This window comes from Mesorhizobium sp. M6A.T.Ce.TU.016.01.1.1 (assembly GCF_003997065.1).
In the GTDB taxonomy this organism is placed as follows: domain Bacteria; phylum Pseudomonadota; class Alphaproteobacteria; order Rhizobiales; family Rhizobiaceae; genus Mesorhizobium; species Mesorhizobium mediterraneum.
On sequence record NZ_RZTJ01000114.1, the window covers coordinates 1 to 514 of the forward strand.

1 protein-coding gene is annotated in these 514 nt (G+C 59.9%); it reads right to left on the reverse strand.

Going from position 1 to position 514, the window contains the following annotated elements; genetic code table 11:
- The coding region (locus EOC94_RS33495) for a helix-turn-helix transcriptional regulator (RefSeq protein WP_148128462.1) at nt 1–350 on the reverse strand (350 nt) is incomplete at its 3' end.
- Between the last annotated feature and the right edge of the window lie 164 nt (nt 351–514).

Below are 514 nucleotides of genomic sequence, written 5' to 3' on the forward strand. Positions count from 1 at the left end.
CGCATCAGAAGGTCGGGGCGGCCGGGGACCGAAAAATAGGTGAAATAAGTGCCGCCGGCGATGGCGGGCGACGGCGGCCGCACCATGTTTTCGTACAGTGCCTCGCGCAGCGATGCATTGCCGTCGCCGTTGGCTGCGGGAATAGCCGGCTCGCGATACAGCTCGTTTTCGTCGATCTTGAAATAATCGCAGATCAGCCTGGCGGTGGTTTTGTTGGGCACCGCCTTGCCTTGCAGATAGCGCTCGAACTGGGTGCGATTGATGCCAAGCTCACGGCACACCGCGCTGACGGAAGCGTGGCGTTGGACCAGCCGCCTGAGATTGGCGGCGAGATTCTCGCGAATTGGCACGACATCTCCCCGACAGACGTACGGACCAGTATTCAAGCGATGGCTTATATACACTTGCATGCCGTGGCGGCGGCGCGAAGATGGACCTTTGGCCAATAGGCAACGACCCGGTGGCGCGTAGACTGTACGATTCTGACAGTCCGGCTATGCAAGCCGTGTAAATG